5 protein-coding genes are annotated in these 7213 nt (G+C 39.4%); all 5 read right to left on the reverse strand.

Annotation, left to right across the window (positions count from 1 at the left end; all coding sequences use genetic code 11):
• Positions 1-323: 323 nt before the first annotated feature.
• Positions 324-890 carry an anthranilate synthase component II gene (locus BN587_RS06935; RefSeq protein ID WP_021720414.1) on the reverse strand — a complete coding sequence of 189 codons (567 nt, stop codon included), beginning with the start codon at positions 888-890 and terminating at the stop codon, positions 324-326.
• Positions 891-893: 3 nt separating this feature from the next.
• A complete protein-coding gene (gene trpE / locus BN587_RS06940) occupies positions 894-2357 on the reverse strand; it encodes an anthranilate synthase component I (protein WP_021720415.1) in 1464 nt (487 codons plus the stop codon).
• Positions 2358-3018: 661 nt separating this feature from the next.
• Entirely contained in the window at positions 3019-3825 is an 807-nt protein-coding gene (locus BN587_RS06945; protein WP_021720416.1) for a PD-(D/E)XK nuclease family transposase, read from the reverse strand.
• 201 nt (positions 3826-4026) lie between these two features.
• Positions 4027-5007, reverse strand: coding sequence for an ABC transporter substrate-binding protein (locus tag BN587_RS06950; RefSeq protein ID WP_021720417.1), 981 nt, complete (start codon positions 5005-5007; stop codon positions 4027-4029).
• A 136-nt stretch (positions 5008-5143) separates the two neighbouring features.
• A partial coding sequence (locus tag BN587_RS06955) for a TonB-dependent receptor (protein WP_303684893.1) occupies positions 5144-7213 on the reverse strand: 2070 nt, incomplete at its 5' end.

Raw genomic sequence — 7213 nt, forward strand, 5'->3', positions numbered from 1 at the left:
TTCAAGTTGATTATACAATCTACCAAAAAATAAGGATTCACTTCGCAAGTAAATCGGAAGTGAATCCTTATTTTTATTATAACGATGAATTCTATTACGAACTTTTTCACCTAGCTCACTTTTCTCGTAATAGAATCCTCCAAATCACTACTTCTGCATACTCTCTATTACGAACTTTGTGCACTTTTTACCTTTTCTAGTAATAGAACTCTCCATTTTACCGTTTCAGCACGCATCCTATTACGAAAAAAGTGCATTTTTTACCTTTTCCCGTAATAGAAAACGCAGAGCGCACGTACAACCATCACGCCCTGCGTCAAAGCTCACAGGCTCAAAAAGTTCTTCAAAATCGTCCGTCCCTGCGGCGTCATAATCGACTCCGGATGGAACTGCACGCCATACACCGGCAGCGTTTTATGCTGTAGCGCCATAATCTCGTTCTTCGCTGTTTTTGCCGTAACCTCCAAGCATTCCGGCAGGCTTTCCGGCTCCACAATCAGCGAATGATAGCGCGCCGCCTCAAAGCAATCCGGCATATCCTTAAAAATGGGGCTTGCCGCCGCCAAATACACCTTATCCGCCTTACCGTGCACAATCTCCTGTGCATGCACCACGTTGCCGCCAAAGGCCTCGCCAATCGCCTGATGCCCCAGGCAGACGCCTAAAATTGGGAACTCACCGGCCAGATGGCGAATCACCTCCAGGCAAATACCTGCCTGCTTGGGATTGCCCGGCCCCGGCGAAATGATGATATGGTCCGGCTGCATAGCTCTGATATCCTCAAGCGTCAGCTTATCATTGCGCACAACCTTGATATCAGGATTGATTTCGCCAATCAGCTGATACAGATTAAAAGTAAAGCTGTCGTAGTTATCTATAATCAAAATCATTGCTTACTCCTCCTCTGCCGTCATGCGCAGCGCTGTCATGCAGGCGCCCGCCTTATTCACAGTCTCCTGAAATTCATTGTCCAATACGGAATCCGCAACGATACCGCCGCCAGCCTGAATATAAACTCTGTCATTCTTTTTAACCATAGTGCGGATGGTAATACAGATATCCATGTTACCACCAAAATCAAGATAACCCATGCCACCGCCGTAAATACCGCGGCGCTCCGGCTCCAGCTCGTCAATAATCTCGCAGGCGCGAATCTTCGGCGCTCCGCTCAGCGTGCCTGCCGGGAATACTGCCCGCAGCGCGTCCAATGCGTCCTTATCGGCACTCAGCTGGCCTGTAACCTTGCTCGTGATATGCATAACGTGTGAAAAGCGCTTAATCGCCTTATAATCGCTCACCTTAATGCTGCCAAAGTCACAGACACGGCCAACATCGTTGCGCCCCAAATCCACCAGCATATTATGTTCTGCAATCTCCTTGGCGTCTGCTAAAAGCTCCTGCTCCAGCGCCAGGTCCTCCTCGCTCGTACGTCCGCGGCGACGTGTGCCCGCAATCGGCATGCTGATGACCTTTTTACCAACCACCTTCACCAAAGTTTCCGGTGAGCTGCCGGCGATTTCCACATCGTCATTATGCAGGAACACCATGTACTGCGACGGGTTCGTCGTTCGCAGGTAGCGGTAAGCGCTGAAAAGGCTTTGGTCATAGGTTGCGCTGAATTTTTGCGCGTAAACAATCTGAAAGGCATCGCCGTTTTTGATATATTCCTTGCAGCGGAGCACATTTTTATTATACTGCTCACGGCTTTGGTTACTGGTAAACTCGCCCAGCTTAGCCTTTACAGGCTTCTTCGGCTGCACAGGCTGCAGCAGCATTTCCTCCATCGCCGCAATTTCACGCTCCGCCTTGGCGTAATTGATGGCAGCATTATCCGTTTTGACATTCACAATCAGGAAAATCTTCTGCTTGAGATGGTCAAAGGCAATCAGCTTATCAAACAGCATTAAATCAACGTCGGCAAATTCCGCCTTGCGTTCTTTATTTACCCGCATATCCGGCTCGCAGTAGCGCATAAAATCAAAGCCAAAGGTGCCGACAAGACCGCCGGTAAAATTAGGCAGGCCTTCAATCTGCGGTGCCTTGTATTCCTCCAAAATATGGCGGATACAGCCCAAGGGATCGTTTTCCTGATACTTCACGGCAGCACCACTGATGATTTCCGCATTACCGTCGGTTATTTTCAAACGCAGCACAGGATCATAGCCTACAAAGGAATAGCGCGCCCAGTGCTCACCGCCCTCAATGCTTTCCAAAAGGAAGTAATTGCGGCTGCTGCGTCTTACATTGTCCAAAAACGCCAGCAGCGTCAGCATATCCGCCAGGCATTCCTTCGCTACAGGCACAGCCTTGTAGTTCTTTGCATACTGCATGACCTGCTCCAAAGATAAATTCAACATTTTTTCACCTCATCTGCTTATTTTCACCCGTGTCAACAAAAAAGCCTGTCCTCGTACTGCTCACTTTGAGCAATATCAAGGACAGGCTATAAATGCTTATACCTGCGGTACCACCTTGCTTCGCCGTACATCGGCGCTCTCTCGCAGAATGCTGACACATTCCTCACCCTTAACGCCGGTGTAACGTTGCCGAATACTCTCGCCTGCGCGATTTGACAGCACCCTCAACGGTCCATTTATCAGCCTGCATCTCTATCCGGCTTCCACCTGCCCGAACTCTCTGTAAGCGCATCTGCTGACTTGATCTCCGTCTCAACGGTTTGTGGTCTTTTTTGAAGTTGTGCCTAGTGTAACACTCTGCATTAATAGTGTCAAGAAAATATTACACTTTGCGTGTTTTCGATTATTTTGCAGTAAATAATGTAAAGCAGGTTACAGTTTCAAAATAACTGCGCAACAGCAAGCAAGGCAAAGCTTACACAAGTTTTTTCTTCTCCATGAGAAAAACTCATCAAAAATCCAAAGTTTTTCTTTTGTAAACGAAAAACTTCTGAATTTCAAGTACTTTTTCTTCTACAGGCGAAAAACTTTGGAGGTGAAAATCACCGCCAGATTCGTCTTCAATCATAGCGGTGATTGCTGTTTTTATCAGTTTGTATCCCTAGGCGCTCATTTTAGCTGCCAGCGCACGTACTTCCTTTACTGAAAGCTTAGAGTACTTAACAATCTTATCTATGCATTCATTATCGGCCAGCATCTCTTTAGCTACGCTGATACGTGCTTCCTTTTGTGCTTTTCTCATAGCTTCTTTTTCACGCTTCGCTATAAGCTTTTCCATTACATCGCCCATTTTATCCAAGCCCTCCTTCTCTTCCTTAAAGTATCTAATTTTTTCAGCAAGCTTTTTATAATGCATATCATCAGGGTTCTTGCAGCAAAAGTCATGCATCAGCATTCCTAAAGGAGTGTCATTATGAATTTTGGCATTAACGTAGATAATATGCGAGCCATCTGCAAAGCTGCTACCATTCTCATCTATCGTTCTATGAATATGATAGATTGGCAGCAATCCTTTAAGAACATCTTCCCTGGTAATGAAAATAACATAGTTCTCAGGGATTTTGTCAAAATATTCACCCTTAGGCAAGCTTTTGGCATCCAACAGGCTCATATGATAGCGTGCTCTTTGAGGAATGGCGCCACTGCTTTCATTCTGTACTTCGACATTGAACTTGGTACCATCAGCTTTCTCAGCTAAAATATCAAGCTGTAAGTCCCTTCCCTGAAGATTTTTAAGACGTTTTTGTGTAGATGCTTTCTTTACTTTGATTGTATCATTTTCTAAAATAATCCGCAATATTAATTGCGTACGCTCTATGTCATCTTCAAAAACCTTAGTCATAAACGGGTCATCCATAAGAGTAAATTCTTTAATGGAATTCAATAGATCTTGCTTTATTTTTACCATTTATTATTCATAGCCTTTCTTCTGATTTTTCTGACTAGTCTTTGTGCTTATTATATTAACAGAGAAGGTTACAATAGTCAAGTTATTTTTCTGAAAATTCGCTTTTATTTTTGCAGTATATTAAAAGGCGGCGCAAGCGCACCGCCAAGTTGATTATTTGATTAGAACTAGTATAGATAAACGCAAATGGCTTGTTAATTGTCAAAACCCTTTCAAAAACTCCTCCGGCTCTAAAACAACACAGTCACCATAAACCAGATGTGCCAGCTTCTGCACCGACCATACGCAATTCTGATGACCGATAAAAATGTATTTTTCATCAATTAACATTACATTTCTTTTCTTTATAGCCTGTAAATTCTTTAAGCTTTTATCATTAACAAATTCATTTATCAGCTTTTCATCATATGCTTTACAATCACTCCACGATTTAGTTAAAAAGAAGTAATCAGGATTGAATTCTAGCATTATTTCCTTACTCACTGTTTGTCCATTAGCAAGTCCAACTTCAGAAATTCCATTACGTATCTTAGCATGTTTACATACATCATCATATACGCATCCTCGACCACCATAAAGGGAATGATTCGTCGCCACTAGTACACTGCTTTTACTAAACTTAACATTTTGCGGTATATTACACTCTATTCGTAACAACAAATTATTCATTTTGGCTACTAAATTAATTCCACGCTGTTGTTCTCCAACTAACTGAGACAGTCCAAAAATCTTATTCTGAACCTCCTTGATGCTGACCGGAATCCTTACAACATAGACTGGTATCCCTAAATCACGATAAACTCTTATTTTATCCTCACCAATCAAATCATGTACAACTAATAAATCTGGTTTTAAAGATAATACAGTTTCTGCATCAGGCATAATTATTTTATTTTTAATTTTTTCTACACCTGCTCCAGCAAAAGTTTTTGATTCGTTATCCATATTCTTTGATACGGAAATCATTCGCTCTGGTTCGACTAATCCCAAAAGTATGTTATCCAAATATATATGAGTAGTCATAATTCTTTTAGGCTTTCCCCTTAAGATTATACTATTACCATAATCATCTTTTACCATATATGTTTTCAATGAATCAATATGAACACTTTCAAAATTGTGCTTAACACCACAGCCTAGAATAAGCAATGATAATATAAAAAAAGCAATATAACGTAACATAAAAACTCCATTTTTATAATTCTTATTTTACATAACTCCACAGTTTATACTTGCTTAAGGTATTGCTTAATAATCAATGTAGAAAAGCGGCGTTGTTACGCCGCTTTAAAACAATGTAAAAAAGTTAATACTTAGATTAGAAATTGTAAGAATAAGTCAACAGGAAGTTACGACCTTGGCCATTATAATAATTATAGTAGTCTCTATCTAATAAATTATTAATTAACAAGTTAACAGAATGGTTTTTATTAAACCTATACGTCGTATTTAAGGAAACGAGAAATACTGGATCATAAGCTCCTGGCACTCCAGTAACTACATCACTATTTGTTGTAGAACTGTATTTCTTACTATAATAATTACCTGCTAAATCAGCACTAAATTTTCCGTCACTGTAATCGAAGCCAATATTAAACAACCGCTTAGAAGTTTGGGTAACTAATTTTCCAATTTCACCTTTTTTCTGCGCTTCTTTAATAACAGGATTCTGAAGCGTTAAATTAGTAAATACAGATAATTTATCATCAAATTTGTGATTCAAGCCAATTTCTATGCCTTTATTTTCGCCTCTACCACCAGAAAGATTTTGTTGTACCGTATATTCCGTACCATCAATAGTTTGCTTACCCAAATCGGCTTTATAATTAATATCCTTAATTTTATTATAGAAAAGGGCAACTTCAAGGAAAGTTTTATCGTTAAAATTCTTTTTCCAACCAGTTTCTATCGTACTAATTATTTGCGGCTTAAGGCTAGGATTAGGAATAACAACTTTCATTTGGCTAGTATCACTGTTTGTTGAGCCAGAGAACATATTATACAAAGTAGGCGCAGAAAATGCTTTACCCCAAGAAATATAAGAACTTTGGCTATCATCAAATTTATAATTCAAAGCAATTTTAGGACTAACAGCAGAATCAGACCTTGATTCAGGAGCAGAATTATAACCATTACCATCCGTTACATATCCATCTTTTACTGTCCAATGATCATATCTTATAGCACCAATCAAAGAAAGTTTTTCATTAAAATTATGCTCATTTTGGAAATATACACCATATGTATCAGATTTACCACCACCAGTTTGCAATTTAGTTTTAAAATCCTTTGCATACTTAACTTTATCCATTTTATCATGAACATATTGAAAACCCGTTACAGCTGTATCTTTATCAGTTAATGTAATTTCTTTATTAACACTTAGGTTATAACGTTTACTGCTATAATCACTTAAAGCAGACTTGCCGGTAGTAAACACTCCTCCATTCCAACTCCTGTTATCAGTTAAGCCAGCATTTACACTCCAACCATTAGCATCATCCTTATAGCCAATAGTATAAATTCGTTCATCAACAGCACCAGGAGCAGTATCAAAATCACTATTATTAAAAGTAAATGCATTATTTGCATCTATATAATATTTTCCTGGTTTACCGATCCAATTTTCATGACTTCGATAATCATAACTGTATTTACTTTTATTTTTAAAGAATCCTAAACTTAAAGTCTTATCTCTATCAAAATCCCAAGTAAATTTTCCAGAATAGTTATCTTCGTTCCAAATCTTATCGCCTTTTTTACCTATTTTTACTACTTTACCACTACCAGTTGTATTTGATTCAATAACATAATTATCTCCAGTAGGTACTCCAGGAGTCTTAGTTGCACTAATTGTCTTATAGGCCTCGTACCCATATGTATGACTATCAGTAGCAGTGTAATACAAGTCATAACCAAACTTATTAAATTTATCTCCAATATTTATTTTTTTAATCCATGTATGATTAGTACCATATGTTAATGCAGAAGAACCATGCAATCCTTTAGCCTTTTTTGTGGTAATACTAATGACACCAGATGCAGCATTAGAACCATAAATAGAAGAAGCAGGTCCTTTTACAATTTCAATCTTTTCAATGCTTTCTACAGGAACATCATTCCAATTTACAGTTCCAGAATAGGCATTGACAATCGGTTGTCCATCTAAAAGTACCAACGTATCATAATTATTTTTCAAGCCACGCATTGCAATCATCGGTGAAGAAGTTGCTAATCCTCCAGATCTTGAAACCGAAACACCTGGCACTCTTTTTAAAACGTCATCAATTTTTACTGCACCAGATTTTTCAATATCTTTAGCCGTTACAAAGTCAACACTTGCTGGCGTATCTAGAATAGCTTTCTCCGTTCTCGTCGCCGTTACAAC

This window comes from Phascolarctobacterium succinatutens CAG:287, assembly GCF_000434895.1.
GTDB lineage: Bacteria > Bacillota > Negativicutes > Acidaminococcales > Acidaminococcaceae > Phascolarctobacterium_A > Phascolarctobacterium_A succinatutens_A.

What these genes read in the sequence shown, in the direction of transcription:
- BN587_RS06935 (WP_021720414.1), bottom strand. Translation starts at nt 890, where the DNA reads ATGATTTTGATTATAGATAACTACGACAGCTTTACTTTTAATCTGTAT.
- trpE (WP_021720415.1), bottom strand. Translation starts at nt 2,357, where the DNA reads ATGTTGAATTTATCTTTGGAGCAGGTCATGCAGTATGCAAAGAACTAC.
- BN587_RS06945 (WP_021720416.1), bottom strand. Translation starts at nt 3,825, where the DNA reads ATGGTAAAAATAAAGCAAGATCTATTGAATTCCATTAAAGAATTTACT.
- BN587_RS06950 (WP_021720417.1), bottom strand. Translation starts at nt 5,007, where the DNA reads ATGTTACGTTATATTGCTTTTTTTATATTATCATTGCTTATTCTAGGC.